Here is a 15,956-nt window from a genome sequence, read left to right as displayed (position 1 = left end):
CCGCACCTCCGGGCGCCTTCCCCCGGGGTGATCGGGTCACCTTCCGGCCGGTTCCGGTCGGAAGGTGACCGTGGATGCCGGACCGTCCGGAACGAGGGCGTATGACCCTCTGTATGGCCACCTCCTTTCCGTACCTCCGGCAGGACTTCGCCGCCTCCCTCGTCGTCTTCCTCGTCGCGCTGCCGCTCTGCATCGGCGTGGCCGTCGCCTCCGGCGTCCCCGCCGAACTGGGTCTCGTCACCGGCATCGTCGGCGGCGTCGTCACCGGCCTCATGCGGGGCAGCAGCCTCCAGGTCTCAGGCCCCGCCGCCGGCCTCACCGTCCTCGTCCTCGACGCGGTCCGCACACTGGGCCCGGCCGCGCTCGGCGTCGTCGTGCTCCTCGCAGGGCTGCTCCAAGTCGCCCTGGGCCTGCTGCGCTGGGGCCGCTGGTTCCGGGCCATCTCCCTCTCCGTCGTCGAGGGCATGCTCGCCGGGATCGGCCTCGTCATCGTGGCCGGCCAGCTCTACGCCGCGGCCGGACTCAGCGCCCCCGCCTCCGGCCCGTCCCGGCTCGCCGGACTGCCCGCCGCCCTGGGGCGCGCGGTGACCGGCGGCGACACGCTCGTCCCGCTCGCCGTCGCCGCCGCCACGGTCCTGGTGATCGTCGGCTGGCGGCACGTGCCCCGCAGGGCGCGGGCCGTCCCGGGCGCCCTCGTCGCCGTCCTCCTCGCGGCGCTCGCGACCGCCCTGCTCGACCTGCCCGTCGCGACGGTACGGGTGAGCGGTGTCGTCGACGCCGTGCGGCTGCCGGGGGCGGACGGTCTGGCCGCCCTGACCGACCTCGCCCTGCTCGGCACCGTCCTCGCCTTCGCGCTGATCGCCTCCGCGGAGTCCCTGTTCAGCGCGGCGGCCGTGGACCGGCTGCACGACGGAGCGCCCACCGACTACGACAAGGAACTGGTCGCCCAGGGCTTCGGCAACACGCTCTGCGGGCTGCTCGGCGCCCTGCCCATGACCGCCGTGATCGTCCGCAGCTCGGCCAACGTCCAGGCGGGCGCCCGGACCAAGGCCTCCCGTGTGCTCCACGGGCTGTGGCTCCTGGTCTTCGCCGCCCTGCTGCCCGGCACCCTGGAGTACGTGCCGCTCGCCGCGCTCGCCGGGATCCTCGTCCACGCGGGCTGGAAGCTGATCCCGTTCAGGGGCCTCATCACCCTGTGGCGCGGCCACCGGGGCGAGGCGCTCGTCCTCGTGGTGACGGCCCTGGCGATCGTCTCCCTGAACATGCTCGAAGGCGTCCTGATCGGACTCGTCGTCTCCGTCGCCAAGGCGGCCTGGGACGCCTCCCACCTGCGCGTCGACCACACCGACGAAGGCGAAGGGCCGGTCCGCGTCGGCCTGTCGGGCACGGTGACCTTCCTGCGGCTGCCCACGATCCTCGACACCCTGGAATCCCTGCCGCGCGACCGCCCGGTCGTCCTGGACCTCTCCGGCCTCCACCACCTCGACCACGCCTGCCGCGCCGCCCTGGAGTCCTGGGCCGACCGCCACCGCACGAGCGGCGGCCCCGCCTCCGTACACCTCCACGGCCCGCCGGACCGTCACCCCGCCCGCCCCGCGGACGCCTGAGGGCACGGCCTCAGCGGTCGACGGTCACCGCCGCGTGGACGGTCTTTCCGTCCGGCCGGGTGTCCACGGACACCTCGCGGCACAGCCGCAGCACGATCGGCCAGCCGAAGCCGCCGGGCCGCAGCTCCCCTTGGAGCTCGTGGTGCGGCGGCTCCCCGCTGGCGTCGGCCACGGAGACGGTCACCCGGTCGCTGCCGACGGCGATCCCGAACGAGGTGACACCACCCCCGTGACGATGGGCGTTCGTGACCAGCTCCGAGGTGACGAGCAGCAGGTCGTCGACCTGGGACGGCGGCAGCGGGCCGAGGGCCGTGAGCGTGCGGCTGACCAGCCGGCGGGCCTGCGCCGGGGTGAGGAGCGGCGGCGGTCCGGCCCTTCCGGCGGCTGCCGGAGAAGCCGCGGCGGTCGTACGGGACCGGGTTTCGCTCCGGCTGTTCATCGCGGGGCCTCACTTCCCGATGCGTCGAAGGCTGTTGGGGGACGCCTGCCCGGACACGCCGGAGTGATGCCTCCCGGCCGGGCCGAGGACGAACCGGGCCGCCGAGGAGTGCGTCCGCGCGGAGCGGGTACGCGAACCGGGACCGCCGAACGGACAGAGAGCAGGAGGAGGTCGTCCCGTGCGGACCGAGGTGGCCAAGGCGACGACGGACGTGACGAGCGGTACGAGGGGGGACCTCCCCCTTCTCGAGGCGCCCCGCGAGGTGCCACCCCGGGACGCCCGCGCGCTGTCGCGGGTGTTCCTCCGCGAGCTCGCGGCGCGGGAGGAGGGCACGCCCGGGCACCAGTACGTCAGGAACACCCTGATCGAGATGAACATGACGCTCGTGCGGTACGCGGCGGGCCGCTTCGCCACGCGGGCCGACGAGCGGGAGGACATCGTCCAGGTCGGCATGATCGGCCTGATCAAGGCGATCGACCGCTTCGACCTGTCCCGCGAGGTGGAGTTCACCACCTTCGCCGTGCCGTACATCGTGGGCGAGATCAAGCGGTTCTTCCGTGACACCTCCTGGGCCGTCCACGTCCCGCGTCGGCTCCAGGAGGCACGGGTCGAACTGGCGAAGGCCACCGACGAACTGAGCGCGCGGCTCGGCCGCGCACCCCGGGTCGCCGAACTGGCGCCCGTCATGGACCTGTCCGAGGAGCAGGTGGTCGAGGCGCAGCTGGCCGCGAACGGCTACCGGTCGACCTCCCTGGACGCGGCGCTCGGCAGCGGTGACGAGGAGAACGACGACGCGGCCCTGGCCGACCTCATCGGCGAGGAGGATCCGGCGCTCGCACTCTTCGAGGACTTCCACACCCTCGCCCCGCTCGTGGAGGCCCTCGGCGAGCGCGACCGGCTGCTGCTGCACCTGCGCTTCGTCGAGGAGCTGACCCAGACGCAGATCGGCGAACGCCTCGGTGTGTCCCAGATGCACGTCTCGCGCCTCCTGGCCCGCAGCCTGGACCGTCTTCGCCAGGGCATGGCCGGGGCGACGACCGGTGGCTGACGGGCGGGGCGCGCCCCGGGCACCCGGCCGGTGGGCTCACCGCACCGAGCCGAGGAACGCGCGCGTACGCGCATGGGCGGGGGACTCCAGGAGTTCGCCGGCCGGGCCCGACTCCACGATCCGGCCCCGGTCGAACATCAGGATCCGGTCGGAGACGTCCCGGGCGAAGCCCATCTCGTGCGTCACGCACAGCAGGGTGATGTCGGTGCTGCGGGCGATGTCCCGCAGCACGTCGAGCACCTCCGCCACCAGCTCCGGATCGAGCGCGGACGTCACCTCGTCGAGGAGCAGGATCTCGGGCCGCATCGCGAGCGCGCGGGCGATGGCCACGCGCTGCTGCTGGCCGCCGGAGAGCCGGGTCGGCCGTGCGTCGGCCTTGTCGCCGAGCCCGACCAGGTCGAGCAGGTCCCGCGCCCTGTGGCGGGCCTCCTCCCGGCCCTCGCCGAGCACGTGGACGGGTGCCTCGACGACGTTCTCCAGGACGCTCATGTGCGGGAACAGGTTGAACTGCTGGAACACCATGCCGATCCGGCGCCGGAGCACCGCCAGATGCCCTTCGTCCGCCGGCACGAGCTTCCCGCCCGCGCCTCGCGGCATGTGCGAGTAGGGCTGCCCGTCCACGAGGACGAGGCCGTCGGTGACCCGCTCCAGCGTCATGAGCAGCCGGAGGATCGTGGTCTTCCCCGACCCGCTCGGACCGATCAGCGTCACACGCTCCCCGCGCCCCACCTCCAGATCGAGGCCGTCGAGCACGGTGTGGTCGCCGAACCGCTTGGTGACCCGTTCGAAACGCACCGCGGGGGCTGCCGGATCCTTCCGGTCCTCAGTGGGCAAGGCGTGCCTCCAGGCGTCGTACGAGGACGGACGTCGGCCAGCTCGCGAGCAGGAACACCGCGGCGGCCAGGGTGAAACTCTCCAGGTAGGCGAAGTGCGTACTGCCGAAGGTGTTCGCCTCGTGGACCATCTCGTGCACCGTGATCACCGAGAGCAGGGGCGTCTCCTTGAACATGGACACGGCGTAGTTGCCGAGCGGGGGCAGCACGTTCCGTACGGCCTGCGGCAGCACCACCGCCCGCCACACCCGCCGCCGCGGCAGCGAAAGGGCCGTGCAGGCCTCCCACTGGCCCCGCGGCACGGCGTCGATGCCCGTCCGGTACACCTCGGACAGGTACGTGGCGTAGTGCACGCCGAGCACCAGGACGCCGAGCACGGGCGCGTCGAGCGCGGGCACCAGGACCCAGGCCGCGAACAGCTGCACCAGGAGCGGCGTCGAGCGGACGAACGCGGCCGCCGCACGCACCGGGAGCGCCAGCCACCTGGGGCCCGCCCGCTGGACGAGGGCGAGGACGAGCCCGAGGACCACGGCGACGGCGAACGCCAGCACGGTCGCCAGGACCGTGACGCCGAACCCCTCCAGTACGGCGGGCAGCGCGGCCCGGGCCGCCTCCCCGTCCCACATCAGGTACCGCCTTCCTGCCCGAGCCGGGCCTTCGCCGCCCGCTCCAGGGCGTTCATGAGGAGGCTCAGACCCACGGCCATCGCGAAGTAGAGCCCGAGGAGCAGCAGGTACGAGGCGGCCGTCGCGCCCGTCGCCGAGCGCAACTGGTCGATCTGGAAGGTCAGATCGGGGACGGTGACCAGGGAGAGCAGCGGCGTCGCCTTCAGGAGCTGCACGAGCAGGTTCTTGAACGGCGCGACCATCAGGGCGTGGGCCTGCGGCAGGACGACCCGCCGCAGGCGCAGCGCCGGCCCCATGCCGAGTGCGATCCCCGCCTCGGTCTGCGCGCGGGGGACCGCCGCCACCGCGCCCCGCACCACCTCGGCGCCGTACGCCCCGTAGTTGAGGCCGAGCGCGAGCACGGCGCAGGCGAGCGGTTCGAGCCGGAAGCCGACCATCGGGAGCGCGAAGAACAGCCAGAACAACTGCACGTACAGCGAGGTCCCCCGGAAGAACTCCACGACGAACCGCGCCGCACCGCGCACCGGCAGCCGCGCCGACCGGGACGACAGCCCGAGGACGTACGCGAGGAGCAGGGCGAGCGCCGCGCCGAGCACCGTGGCCTCCGCCGTCACCAGGAGCCCCTCCGCGAGCCGGGGCAGCGCGCGCCGGAGCTCGGCCGGGAAGTCAGCCACGCCGGGCGCCCGTCAGCCGGCGCACAGGTCGGCGGTCCGCAGCGAACGGGGCGGCACCTCGCGGGCGGTGAAGCCGTACTTCCCCACGAGCCCGACGAACCGGTCGGGGGAGCCGGTGATCTTCAGGAGTTCCCGGTCGAAGGCGTCCCGCAGCCCGCCCGCCCCCGGCCGGAACACGGCGCCGCCCGCGCCCAGCTGCCGGGCACCGCCGACCACCGGGACGAACGCCTCGCCCACCTCCACCGGCGCGTCCCCGTTCGTCCGGGCGAGCCAGCGCAGGGAGATGGCGGTCAGCGCGAAGGCGTCGATCCGGCCGGCCAGGAGGGCGTCGAGCCCGTCCTGCTGCTTCGCCAGCGTCTTCACGGAACCGTCCGGGACGCCCGCCGCCTTCGCGTAGGACGCCTCCACGGCCGCGGTCAGCACCCCGACCGTGGCGCCCTTCGCCGCGCAGGACTCCAGGTCGCTCACCCCCTTCGGGTTGCCCTTGCGGACCATGAGCGCGGTGGGGGAGACGAACTCCGGCTCGGAGAAGATCACCTTGGCGCAGCGCTCCGGAGTGATCGCCATGCCCGCGCTCACCACGTCGAACCGGCCGGCGAGTAGTCCCGGGATGAGCGCGCCGAACTCCGCCAGCGTGGGCCGCAGTTCACGTACGCCGAGGGCCCTGAAGATCTCGCGGTGGAGCGTCGGGGCCTCCCCGGCGAGCTCGCCGCCGTCCTGGAAGCCGTACGGCGCCTCACCGGCGAACCCGACCCGAACGAAGCCCTGCTCCCGCAGGGTCGAGAGGAGCTTCCCGTCGCCCTGGGGGGCTCCCGTCCCGGCCTCGGTGCGGGTGCACGAGGTCAGGGCGAGACCGCCGAGGAGGGCCGCTCCGGTGAGGAAGCCGCGGCGGCCGAGCGTCATGAGCGGTCTCCCGGGCGCGCGGCGATGAAGGAGGGGCGCCGGACGGGGGCGGCGAAGGGCGCCTCGGGCGCGTTCTCGACGCTGTTGAAGACGAGGAACACGTTGCTCCGCGGGTAGGGGGTGATGTTGTCGCCCGAACCGTGCAGGGCGTTGCAGTCGAACCAGGTGGCCGATCCCGCCGGGCCCGTGAAGTGCCGGATGCCGCAGGCGTCGGCGAAGGTGGTGAGCGCCTCCTGGGACGGGGTCCCGGCGTCCTGCATCCGCAGCGACTGCTTGTAGTTGTCCTCGGGCGTCTCGCCGGCGCAGCCGAGGAAGGTGCGGTGCGAGCCCGGCATGATCATCAGGCTGCCGTTGGTGGTGTGGTTCGGGGTGAGCGCGATCGAGACCGACACGGTCCGCATCCGGGGCAGGCCGTCCTCGGCGTGCCAGGTCTCGAAGTCGGAGTGCCAGTAGAAGCCGCTGGCGCCGAAGCCGGGCTTCACGTTGACCCGCGACTGGTGGACGTACACGTCGGAGCCGAGGATCTGCCGGGCCCGCCCGACGATCCGCGGGTCCTCGGCGAGCCGGGCGAAGACCGGGCTGATCCGGTGCACCTCGAAGACGGAGCGGATCTCCTGGGAACGGGGCTCGACGACGGCCCGCTCGTCGGCCCGTACCGCGGGATCGGCGACGAGCCGGTCCAGCTCGGCGCGGAGCTCGTCGACCTCGTCCGGCGTGACGATCTCTTCCACCGTGACGAAGCCGTCGCGGTCGTACTCCTCCAGCTCCCGGTCCCAGAAGGGGCCTGCCGTGCCGGGCTCGGACCAGACGACGGGGTCCTTGCGGCCGATGAGCTCCTCCCGGGAGCCGCGGGTGGGGTAGAGGTCGACGGGACGGGTGGGTGCGGAGGCCATGGGGTGCCTTCCTTTCGGGTACGGAGCGGGCTCAGGCCTGACCGGTCTCGGGCTCGGTGAGGAGCGGGTAGACGCCGTTCTCGTCGTGGTCCTCGCGCCCGGTGACGGGCGGGTTGAAGACGCACAGGCAGCGGAAGTCCCGCTTGACCCTGAGGGTGTGGCGCTCGTGCCCGTCGAGCAGGTACATCGTTCCGGGCAGGATCGTGTACGTGTGCCCGGTCTCGTGGTCGGTGAGCTCGGCCTCGCCGGCGGTGCAGACGACCGCCTCGACGTGGTGGGCGTACCACATGGAGGTCTCGGTCCCGGCGTACAGCACGGTCTCGTGCAGGGAGAAGCCGACCCGCTCGCGGGCCAGCACGATGCGCTTGCTCTCCCAGGTCCCGGACGCGGCCCGGACGTGCCGCTCGGTGTTCTCCAGCTCGTCGAAGGTACGGACGATCATGGGGTGATGGCCTTTCGTGCGGGGGTGGTCAGGCGGCGAGGCGGCCGGCGGTGTGACGGACGGAGCGGGCCAGGACGCCGAGGCCCTCGTCGAGCTCGTCGTCCGTGGCGGTCAGCGGCGGCAGCAGCTTGACCACCTCGCCGCGCGGCCCGGAGGTCTCCAGGAGCAGACCGGTCTCGAAGGCCCGCCGGCACACGGCCTCGGCGCGCTCTCCGTCGGCGAACTCCAGGCCCCACACGAGGCCGCGGCCGCGCACCGCCGTCCCCGTCGCCGCGTCGTCGCCGCACAGGTCGAGCAGGGCGCGCTCCACGCGGGCGGCCCGGCTCAGGGTGCGCTCGCGGAGGGCGCCGTCGTGCCAGTAGGCGTCGAGGGCGGCCGTGGCGGTGACGAAGGCGGGGTTGTTGCCGCGGAAGGTGCCGTTGTGCTCGCCGGGCTCCCACAGGTCGAGCTCCGGGCGGAAGAGGCAGAGGGACATGGGCAGGCCGTAGCCGCTGATGGACTTGGACAGGGTGACGATGTCGGGCGTGATGCCCGCCTCCTCGAAGGAGAAGAAGTCGCCGGTGCGTCCGCAGCCCATCTGGATGTCGTCGGCGATGAGGAGCATGTCGTGCCGTCGGCAGAGTTCGGCCAGCCCGCGCAGCCACTCGGCCCGTGCGACGTTGATGCCGCCCTCGCCCTGGACGGTCTCCACGATCACGGCCGCGGGGTGGTCGAGGCCGGAGCCGGAGTCGTCCAGGAGCCTCTCGAACCAGAGGAAGTCGGTGACCTGCCCGTCGAGGTAGTCGTCGAAGGGCATGCGGGCGGCGTGGTGCAGCGGGACGCCCGCTCCGGCGCGCTTGGCGGCGTTTCCGGTGACGGCGAGCGAGCCGAGCGACATGCCGTGGAAGGCGTTGGTGAAGGAGACGACCGTCTGGCGCCCCGTGACCTTGCGGGCGAGTTTGAGGGCGGCCTCCACGGCGTTGGTGCCGGTGGGGCCGGGGAACATCACCTTGTACGGCAGGGCGCGGGGCTCCAGGACGGTGGCGCGGAAGGTCTCCAGGAAGGCGCGTTTGGCGGTCGTCGACATGTCGAGGCCGTGGGTGATGCCGTCGTCGGCGAGGTAGTCGAGGAGGGCGCGCTTGAGCACCGGGTTGTTGTGGCCGTAGTTGAGCGAGCCCGCCCCGGCGAAGAAGTCGAGGTACGGGCGGCCGTCCTCGTCGTACAGCCGGCTCCCGCTTGCGCGTTCGAAGACGACGGGCCAGGCGCGGCAGTAGCTGCGGACCTCCGATTCGACGGTCTCGAAGACGGAGGGGGCGGCGATGTCGGTCAGGGTCACGGAGTCTCTTCTCCAGGGTGGGGCGGAGCGGGGGAGCGGCGGAGCGGCGGAGCGGTGGTGTGGGCTCAGGACGCCGGGGGTGCGAGGGGGCCGATGCGGTAGAGCACCTCGGTCTCGTGTCCCGTCACGGGGAAGGCGGCGGGCGGGAAGAGGGCCTCGCGGCTGAGGTCCGCGCCGTGCCGGCGGGCGAAGGAGCGGAACAGCCGGTCGGAGGCCAGGTTCCCCGGTGTGACGGTGGCCTCCACCCGGTCGAGTCCGTGCTCGGCCGTCACGCGGGCGGCCAGAGCGTCGAGCAGGGCCCCGGCTACCCCGGTTCCGCGGTGTGAACCCTCCACGGCGACCTGCCAGACGAAGAGCGTCCCCGGCTCGTCGGGCCGCAGGTATCCGGTGACGAAGCCGACCGGTCGTCCGGTGGCGTCACGGGCGACGGCGGTCGTGTCGGCGAAGTCGCGGCACCACAGCAGGTAGCTGTAGGGCGAGTTGAGGTCGAGTTCTCCCGAGCCGCGCGCGATGCGCCACAGCTCGGCGCCGTCCGCGATCTCGGCCGGGCCGACGGAGACGCCGCCGACCGGGGATGTCAGGGGGGCAGTGGTCATGGGCGCCGAAGCTACCGAGCGGACCGCGGAACTTCCTGGGGCGGAGGTCTTGTTGGGGGTGGTGCGGGCGTGATAGATGCGGCGGCGGTCTCCGTGGCGGGAATCCCTTCCCGAGCGCACGGCACAACCGATCAGAAGCGGTCAAAATGACCGTTTATAACGGGTGGATAACGCATCTTGGTTGTCGGATCCGATCTCTTGAGAACGTGAGACGATCCGGGATTTCGCGTTTGAAGGCGCCGGAAGCGGTCAGGTGTAGGGGTCGACATGGCGGGAGCCGGGCCGGGTGCGCCACCGCACCCGGCCCGGCTCCGTCACGTCCGTGTCGCTCGGACCGCCGGATCGCGACTACCAGATCGCCTCGACCCACTCCGGGTGGTCGATGAACGGGTTCCGGTTGTGCTGGTAGGTGTTGTAGATGACGTCGTTGCGGCGCTCCTCGAAGGCGCTCGGCGGGTCCTGCTCGTTCCACTGCTTCAGGACCGAGAGGCGGCCGTGGAAGGGCACGCTGCCGTTCGTGGACGACTCGTTGGGCTCCAGGTCCGGAAAGCCGTCGTCGCCCTCGTAACGGACGGCCATGTAGAGGATCATGCGGGCCACGTCGCCCTTGTCGGCGTCGCGCGGCTCGAAGGAGTCGCTGTCCGTGTAGCTGCCGGGCGCGCCGCTGACCGCGCTGCCGCCGTTGTCCCAGTCCTTGTTGCCCCGCGTGCTGTTGACCTGCACGTCGCAGGCGCGCAGGTGGTGCAGGTCGGTGCCGGGGCCGGCCGAGGTGCCGAAGTTCCCGTGGGACTGGGCCCAGGTGTGCTCGCGGTTCCAGTCGCCCACGGAACCCCCGTTGAGGGACTTGCTGCGCGAGACGCCGCTGTAGAGCAGGATCACGTTGTTGGTGTTGTTCGGGTCCTGGTCGGTCGCCTTCAGTGCGTTCCAGACCGCGTCGTACGAGATCTTGCTCTGGCTGCTGATGATGGTGTGCAGCGAGGACTTGAGGCTCGTTCCGGTCTTGCCGATCGCGTTCTTGTAGTACGTGCTGTCGTACGCGGTGGTCGTGGCGCTCGCGGGAGTCGCGGTGACCGCGGGGAGCGTGATGCCGACGAGGGTGGCGGCGACGGCCGCAGCCCACGCCTTCCATCCACCGATCCGCACAACGGACATGGGGGGCCCTTTCCCGGGGACGGCACGCGCGGGGCGGCGGGCGTGACTCAACGCCGCCGTTGTCTACGCGTGTTGACTACGTGTCATCGGGAGGGTGGCACACGTCAGGTACCTGTCATGTAACGAGGAGGAGGCTGTTCCGTGACGTTCTCGCATCCGGCGCAACCGGAACCGCCCCCCGGCGTTCACCCGGAGCCTCAGGCGCCCCGGACGTCCACCGGCATCCCCTTCGGCTCCTTGATCCGCTTCATGATGATCTGCGAGTTCACCTCGGTGACCCCGGCCAGCGTCGTCAGTCGCTCGATCCACAGCCGCTCGTACGCCGCGAGGTCCGCCACCGCGATCCGCAGCAGACAGCCGGGACTCCCGAACAGCCGGTACGCCTCGATCACGTCCGGCACGTCCTGGAGCGCCGCCTCGAAGGCCTCCACCGTCTCCCGGTCCCGCTTCACCTCCACCGAGACGAGCACCTCGAAGCCCCGCCCCACCGCTTCCGGATCGATGATCGCCCGGTAGCCCCGGATCACCCCGTCCTGCTCCAGCTGGCGCACCCGGCGCAGACAGGGGGAGGCGCTGAGCCCGACCCGCTGGGCCAGCTCCTGGTTGCTCAGCCGGCCGTCGTTCTGGAGCTCACGCAAGATGTGGAGATCGATCCGGTCCATGGCGCAATTATCCACCACGCTGAAACAAAGAAGGGGCTGATTTCGCAATCGGCTTGCGTGCCTCCTGTCCTATCGTTGCGAGCGCAGGAGAAATGGGTACGGAGTGAGGACGGCAGGCATGAAGCGGACGAACGACGGAGGAGAGCGCCGGATCGTCGTCATCAGCACGGGCGGCACGATCGCCAGCCGCTGGCAGGGCACCGGCTACGCGGCCGACGCCTCCGGCGACGACGTCCTGGCCACCGCCCCGCTGCCCGAGGGCGTCACCGTCGAGGTCGTCGACCTGTTCAACGTGAACAGCTCCCGCATGACCTCGGCCCACCAGCTCGCGCTGCTGCGCACCGTCCACGAGACCTTCGCCGACCCCGGCGTCGACGGCATCGTCGTCACCCACGGCACCGACACCCTGGAGGAGACGGCCTTCCTCCTGGACCTCCACCACACCGACTCGCGTCCCGTCGTCCTCACCGGCGCCCAGCGTCCCTTCGGCACCGGCGACGGCGACGGCCCCGGGAACCTCTACGACGCCCTCCAGGTCGCCGCCTCCGTCCGCGACCTCGGCGTCCTCGTCGTCTTCGACGGACGCGTCCACGCGGCACGCGGCACCGTGAAGAGCCAGACCCTCGCCGCCGACGCCTTCTCCGACCCCTCCGCCGAGCGCCTCGGCCGCGTCGGGTTCTCCCGCGTCGACATCGAGCGGCAGCCGGAGCGCCCCGCCGCGCTGCCCCTGCCGGCCGCCGCGCGGACCGCGGCGCCCGGGGCCACCGGCCCCGACGCCACCCCGCTGCCCCGGGTCGACATCGTCACGCACCACTCCGACGGCGATCCGTTCCTGCTGAACGCGGCCGTCGCCGCCGGCGCCCGGGGCGTCGTCCTCGTCGCCACCGGCGCCGGCAACGCCACCCCCGAGATCGCCGCCGCCGTGGCCGACGCGGTCGCCCAGGGCGTCCTCGTCGCCGTGACCACCCGCGTCCCCGCGGGACCGCTGGCCGAGATATACACCGGCGGCGGCGCGGTCGACCTCGTCGCCGCGGGCGCCCTGCTCACCGGCACCCTCCGGGCCGGCCAGGCCCGCATCGCCCTCCTCTCCACGCTCCTCGCCGAAGGCGCCGCCGGCGCGGGCGACCCCGCCCGCAGCACCGCCCTTCTGCGCCGCCTCCTGGAGGGGCCGGTCCGCGACGAGCCCGCCCTCGCCACCGGCCACTCCCGCTCGGCCTCGGCGGTCGCCGCCCGCGTGTAGGGCCGACCGGCGGCCCAGGGCCGAGAGCCCCGCAGGTCCGCCTCGCCCGGCTGCTCGGGCCCGACAGGCCACCCCACAGCCCCGGCTCGCGGACGGTGCACCCCCCGCCCGCGAGCCGGAATTCAACCTCCCTCACCGGCGCACCGCGCCCGCCGGGGCCGCCCGGCGGCTCCGGCGTGCCCGGAAACGGCCTCCCGGCCGTAGGCGCGCCTTCCCGCGCCCGCCCCGCACCACCACCCGGCACCCCTCCCCTCCTCTCCCCAAGGACGGCCCTTCATGGTTCCCGCGGTCCCCGCACCGGCCCCGCACGACGCTTCCGTACGCCGCGAGCACGACCTGCTCGGCGACCGGGACGTCCCCGCCGACGCCTACTGGGGCGTCCACACCCTGCGCGCCACCGAGAACTTCGCCATCACGGGCACGCCCATCTCGGTCTACCCGCTGCTCATCGACGCGCTCGCCGCCGTCAAGGAGGCCGCCGCCCGAGCGAACGAGGAGCTCGGCCTGCTCCCCTCCGACAAGGCCGACGCCATCGCCGGAGCCTGCCGGGAGATCCGTACGGGAGGGCTCCACGACCAGTTCGTCGTGGACGTCGTCCAGGGCGGCGCGGGCACCTCCACCAACATGAACGCCAACGAGGTCGTCGCCAACCGGGCCCTCGAACTCCTCGGTCACGCCAAGGGCGAGTACGCCCACCTCCACCCCAACGAGGACGTCAACCTCGGCCAGTCCACCAACGACGTCTACCCGACCGCGATCCGCATCGCGGCGATCGGTGCCGCCCGCGAGCTCCTGAAGGCCATGGCGGTCCTCCAGGACGCCTTCGCCGCCAAGGCCCTGGAGTTCCGCGAGGTCGTGAAGATGGGCCGCACCCAGCTCCAGGACGCGGTGCCCATGACGCTGGGTCAGGAGTTCTCCACGTACGCCGTGATGCTGGAGGAGGACCGCGGCCGCCTCGCCGAGGCGATCGAGCTCATCCACGAGATCAACCTCGGGGCCACCGCCATCGGCACCGGTCTCAACGCCGCCCCCGGCTACGCCGAGACGGCCCGGCGCAACCTCGCCGAACTGACCGGCCTGCCGCTCGTGACCTCCGCCAACCTCATCGAGGCCACCCAGGACTGCGGCGCGTTCGTCCAGCTCTCCGGGGTCCTCAAGCGGATCGCGGTCAAGCTCTCCAAGACCTGCAACGACCTGCGGCTGCTCTCCTCGGGTCCGCGCGCGGGTCTCGGCGAGATCAACCTGCCCCCGGTGCAGGCCGGTTCGAGCATCATGCCCGGCAAGGTCAACCCGGTGATCCCCGAGGTCGTCAACCAGGTCGCCTTCGAGGTGATCGGCAACGACATCACCATCACCATGGCGGCCGAGGCGGGACAGCTCCAGCTCAACGCCTTCGAACCGGTGATCTTCCACGCCCTCTCGAAGAGCCTCCTCTCGCTGCGCGCGGCCTGCCTCACCCTCGCCGAGCGCTGTGTCGACGGCATCACCGCGAACACCGAGGCGCTCCGGGCGGCAGTGGAGAACTCCATAGGCCTCGCCACGGCCCTCAACCCGCACCTCGGCTACACCGCCGCCACCGCCATCGCCCAGGAGGCGCTCGCCACCGGCCGCGGGGTCCTCGAACTCACGGTGGAGAAGGGCCTGCTGCCCGCCCAGCGGCTCGCCGAACTCCTCACCCCCGAGCGCCTCACCGGAGCCCCGGGCCCGGCCGGCGTCTGAGTGCGGGCGGGGGTGATCAAGAGGGCATGTCCGGTCATAAGTTACCCGGCAGTTTCTCGTGACTTCCTCGGCGGCCGGTCGTAGAACGTGTTCCCATTCACTCGCGACCGAGGAAGATCACATGAGTGAACACCCCCTGTCCGCCCAGGGAAACCAGAGAGTAAGCCGCCGCCGCTTTCTCGCCGGAACAGGTTCTGTTCTCGGCGCCGCCGCCCTCGCCGGTACGATCACGACCCCCGCCCGCGCCGAAGTGCCCGGCCTGAACTGCACCCCCATCCCCGACGGTTCCCAGGTCCGCGCCCTCGTCATCGGCACCGGCTACGGCGGCTCCGTGGCCGCCCTGCGGCTCGCCCGTGCCGGCGTCGACGTCCACATGATCGAGATGGGCATGGCCTGGGACACCCCGGGCCCCGACGGCAAGATCTTCGCCAACACCACCAAGCCGGACTACCGTTCGTTCTGGCTGCGCACCCGCACCAAGCAGCCGCTGAGCCAGTTCCTCGGCTACCCCCTCGACAAGGACGTGCCGGTGCACACCGGCATCCTCGACGCGGAGGACTTCGCCGGCATCACCGTCTACCAGGGGCGCGGTGTCGGCGGAGGGTCCCTCGTCAACGGCGGCATGGCCGTCACCCCGCTCCGGGAGCGCTTCCCGGCGATCCTCCCCACCGTCGACCCGGCCGAGATGTACTCCACCTACTACCCGCGCGCCAACGCGGGCCTGGGCGTCACCTCGGTGGACGTGAACTGGTGGGAGAGCCAGGACTGCTACCAGTACGCGCGCGTGGGCCGCAAGCACGCCGAGCGCTCCGGCTTCCCCTTCGTCTTCGTGCCCAACGTCTACGACTGGGACTACATGAAGCAGGAGGCCGCCGGGACCGTCCAGAAGTCAGCCCTCGCGGGCGAGGTCATCTACGGCAACAACGTCGGCAAGAAGAGCCTCCAGAAGACCTACCTCGCCCAGGCCGCCGCCACCGGCCGGGTGAACGTCTCCCCGCTCCACCGGGTGACCTCCGTCAGCCCGGCCGCCGCAGGCGGCTACACCGTCGTCATCGACCAGATCGACACCACCGGCGCCACCCTCGTCACCAAGACCGTCCGCGCCGACCGGGTCTTCTTCGCCGCCGGCAGCGTCGGTACCAGCAAGCTCCTCACCCGGCTCAAGGCGACCGGCGCCCTGGGCGCCCTCAACGACGAGATCGGCAAGGGCTGGGGCGACAACGGCAACGTCATGTGCGGCCGCGCCAACCACATGTGGGACCCCACCGGGCAGCTCCAGTCCTCGATGCCCACCGCGGGCATCGACAACTGGGAGGCGGGCGGCGCCTTCTCCGAGGTCGCCCCGCTGCCCACCGGCATCGAGACCTACGCCTCGTTCTACCTCTCCATCACCCGCACCCCCCGCCGCGCCGAGTTCACCTGGAACCCGGCCACGGGCAAGGTCGACCTGAGCTGGGACCGGGCCTGGAAGCAGACGTCCATCGACATGGCCAGGTCCATCTTCGACAAGATCAACAGCAAGGAGGGGACGATCTACCGGACCGACCTCTTCGGTGCCTACAAGATCTGGGGCGACCACCTCACCTACCACCCGCTCGGCGGCGCCGTCCTCGACCGGGCCACCGACAACCACGGCCGCCTCCACGGCTACCAGGGCCTCTACGTCATGGACGGCTCGCTCATCCCCGGGAACACCAGCGTCAACCCGTTCGTCACCATCACCGCCCTCGCCGAGCGCAACATCGAGCGCATCATCGCCGAGGACTTCTGAGCACCCCGTGCGAAAGAGGGGCCGGCCGGAACGCCG

16 protein-coding genes are annotated in these 15,956 nt (G+C 72.1%); 5 read left to right on the top strand and 11 right to left on the bottom strand.

Translation table 11 applies throughout. The annotated features are described in order from the left end of the window. Positions 1 to 113: 113 nt before the first annotated feature. Positions 114 to 1,607, top strand: coding sequence for a SulP family inorganic anion transporter (locus tag ACFYX3_RS14485; RefSeq protein ID WP_389012626.1), 1,494 nt, complete (start codon positions 114 to 116; stop codon positions 1,605 to 1,607). Between the two features lie 10 nt (positions 1,608 to 1,617). On the opposite strand, the gene ACFYX3_RS14480 is transcribed toward ACFYX3_RS14485, so the two are convergent. Beyond that, complete coding sequence (locus ACFYX3_RS14480) at positions 1,618 to 2,046, bottom strand: ATP-binding protein (RefSeq protein ID WP_389012623.1); 429 nt, start codon at positions 2,044 to 2,046, stop codon at positions 1,618 to 1,620. Between the two features lie 178 nt (positions 2,047 to 2,224). Between ACFYX3_RS14480 and ACFYX3_RS14475 the strand changes: the two genes are divergently transcribed. Beyond that, on the top strand, positions 2,225 to 3,094 hold the full coding sequence (locus ACFYX3_RS14475) for an RNA polymerase sigma factor SigF (RefSeq protein WP_389012620.1): 870 nt from the start codon (positions 2,225 to 2,227) through the stop codon (positions 3,092 to 3,094). Positions 3,095 to 3,130: 36 nt separating this feature from the next. On the opposite strand, the gene ehuA is transcribed toward ACFYX3_RS14475, so the two are convergent. From ehuA to ACFYX3_RS14425, 10 genes are all read right to left on the bottom strand, one after another. Continuing rightward, a complete protein-coding gene (gene ehuA, locus ACFYX3_RS14470; RefSeq protein ID WP_389012617.1) occupies positions 3,131 to 3,928 on the bottom strand; it encodes an ectoine/hydroxyectoine ABC transporter ATP-binding protein EhuA in 798 nt (265 codons plus the stop codon). Next, the gene (ehuD, locus tag ACFYX3_RS14465; protein WP_389012614.1) at positions 3,918 to 4,553 is read right to left on the bottom strand and encodes an ectoine/hydroxyectoine ABC transporter permease subunit EhuD; all 636 of its coding nucleotides are present in this window, start codon (positions 4,551 to 4,553) and stop codon (positions 3,918 to 3,920) included. Before ehuD ends, ehuA begins: the two co-directional genes overlap by 11 nt. After that, entirely contained in the window at positions 4,553 to 5,227 is a 675-nt protein-coding gene (gene ehuC / locus ACFYX3_RS14460; RefSeq protein ID WP_389012611.1) for an ectoine/hydroxyectoine ABC transporter permease subunit EhuC, read from the bottom strand. The genes ehuD and ehuC overlap by 1 nt, the downstream gene beginning before the upstream one ends. Positions 5,228 to 5,239: 12 nt before the next feature. Then, positions 5,240 to 6,130 carry an ectoine/hydroxyectoine ABC transporter substrate-binding protein EhuB gene (ehuB, locus tag ACFYX3_RS14455; protein ID WP_389012608.1) on the bottom strand — a complete coding sequence of 297 codons (891 nt, stop codon included), beginning with the start codon at positions 6,128 to 6,130 and terminating at the stop codon, positions 5,240 to 5,242. Then, positions 6,127 to 7,023, bottom strand: a complete 897-nt coding sequence (gene thpD / locus ACFYX3_RS14450) for an ectoine hydroxylase (protein ID WP_376594469.1) — start codon at positions 7,021 to 7,023, stop codon at positions 6,127 to 6,129. Before thpD ends, ehuB begins: the two co-directional genes overlap by 4 nt. Positions 7,024 to 7,054: 31 nt before the next feature. Then, positions 7,055 to 7,465 carry an ectoine synthase gene (locus ACFYX3_RS14445; protein WP_389012605.1) on the bottom strand — a complete coding sequence of 137 codons (411 nt, stop codon included), beginning with the start codon at positions 7,463 to 7,465 and terminating at the stop codon, positions 7,055 to 7,057. A gap of 28 nt (positions 7,466 to 7,493) precedes the next feature. Further along, positions 7,494 to 8,774, bottom strand: coding sequence for a diaminobutyrate--2-oxoglutarate transaminase (ectB, locus tag ACFYX3_RS14440; protein WP_389013192.1), 1,281 nt, complete (start codon positions 8,772 to 8,774; stop codon positions 7,494 to 7,496). 71 nt (positions 8,775 to 8,845) lie between these two features. Beyond that, positions 8,846 to 9,376 carry a diaminobutyrate acetyltransferase gene (gene ectA / locus ACFYX3_RS14435; RefSeq protein ID WP_389012602.1) on the bottom strand — a complete coding sequence of 177 codons (531 nt, stop codon included), beginning with the start codon at positions 9,374 to 9,376 and terminating at the stop codon, positions 8,846 to 8,848. Between the two features lie 348 nt (positions 9,377 to 9,724). Then, complete coding sequence (locus tag ACFYX3_RS14430) at positions 9,725 to 10,528, bottom strand: endonuclease I family protein (protein WP_389012599.1); 804 nt, start codon at positions 10,526 to 10,528, stop codon at positions 9,725 to 9,727. Positions 10,529 to 10,725: 197 nt separating this feature from the next. Beyond that, positions 10,726 to 11,190 (bottom strand): Lrp/AsnC family transcriptional regulator, encoded by a 465-nt coding sequence (locus ACFYX3_RS14425; RefSeq protein WP_389012597.1) that lies wholly within the window; start codon positions 11,188 to 11,190, stop codon positions 10,726 to 10,728. Positions 11,191 to 11,308: 118 nt separating this feature from the next. Between ACFYX3_RS14425 and ACFYX3_RS14420 the strand changes: the two genes are divergently transcribed. The 3 genes from ACFYX3_RS14420 (at position 11,309) to ACFYX3_RS14410 (ending at position 15,920) form a co-directional block, all read left to right on the top strand. Next, positions 11,309 to 12,430 (top strand): asparaginase, encoded by a 1,122-nt coding sequence (locus ACFYX3_RS14420; protein WP_389012594.1) that lies wholly within the window; start codon positions 11,309 to 11,311, stop codon positions 12,428 to 12,430. Positions 12,431 to 12,706: 276 nt separating this feature from the next. Further along, complete coding sequence (locus ACFYX3_RS14415) at positions 12,707 to 14,149, top strand: aspartate ammonia-lyase (protein ID WP_389012591.1); 1,443 nt, start codon at positions 12,707 to 12,709, stop codon at positions 14,147 to 14,149. A 121-nt stretch (positions 14,150 to 14,270) separates the two neighbouring features. Continuing rightward, positions 14,271 to 15,920: a GMC oxidoreductase gene (locus ACFYX3_RS14410; protein ID WP_376588013.1), complete on the top strand. Its 1,650-nt coding sequence runs from the start codon at positions 14,271 to 14,273 to the stop codon at positions 15,918 to 15,920. Positions 15,921 to 15,956: the final 36 nt, after the last annotated feature.

The sequence above is a fragment of the Streptomyces sp. NPDC002463 genome (assembly GCF_042889835.1).
In the GTDB taxonomy this organism is placed as follows: domain Bacteria; phylum Actinomycetota; class Actinomycetes; order Streptomycetales; family Streptomycetaceae; genus Streptomyces; species Streptomyces nymphaeiformis.
This window is presented reverse-complemented; position numbering and strand designations above follow the sequence as displayed.